This is a genomic window from Vibrio sp. YT-19(2023), from assembly GCF_033337395.1.
The window spans coordinates 1-593 of sequence record NZ_JAWOQN010000791.1; the positions used below are offsets into that span (position 1 = coordinate 1).

Sequence of the window (593 nt, forward strand, 5' to 3'; positions counted from 1 at the left end):
CCTGTTTGGTAAGTAGATAACTCCGTAACATAATAAGTATTCGAACCGTTCAGTTCGAAGTATGCACCTATATTTGCATCGTTTAAGTTAACGCTAGCTCTTGCGCTTTTATTATCCTTCCATTGATAGTAATGCGGATCAGTTCCATCAACACCAATTAAGCGAACTCGCATAAAATCATAATTAACAACATCGGTTGTAGTCTCACATGAAGCAACATCAAACGCGGCAGACTCATCACTTTCCGGTTGCTGAATCGTGGAGCAACTGGCTAATGACGTAAACTCTCCGTTAGGGTTTAAACCTTCCAATTGAACACGTGCACCAATGAAAGGTGTCACGATAGTCATCGTCGGCAAGTCGAAACTGCTTCTGAAATAAACTTCTTGAGTCGTGCTTTCATTCTCTGACTCATCAATAGCTTGAATTACCAGTTTTTGGCTCGCGTTTTCTGAGACGTTTTTGAAGCCATCACCTAGGATCTCCTTTACAAAAGGGACATAGTAAATAACTTCATCAACTCGCCCGCTACTATCCAAAATGGTTTCGTGAGGAATGCTTGCGGTTATCGCGTCCGTCGAAGCTAACGTCTG

1 protein-coding gene is annotated in these 593 nt (G+C 42.2%); it reads right to left on the minus strand.

All coding sequences use genetic code 11. The features are described from left to right. On the minus strand, positions 1–593 hold a 593-nt coding region (locus R7E78_RS28485), incomplete at both ends, for a hypothetical protein (protein ID WP_318058930.1).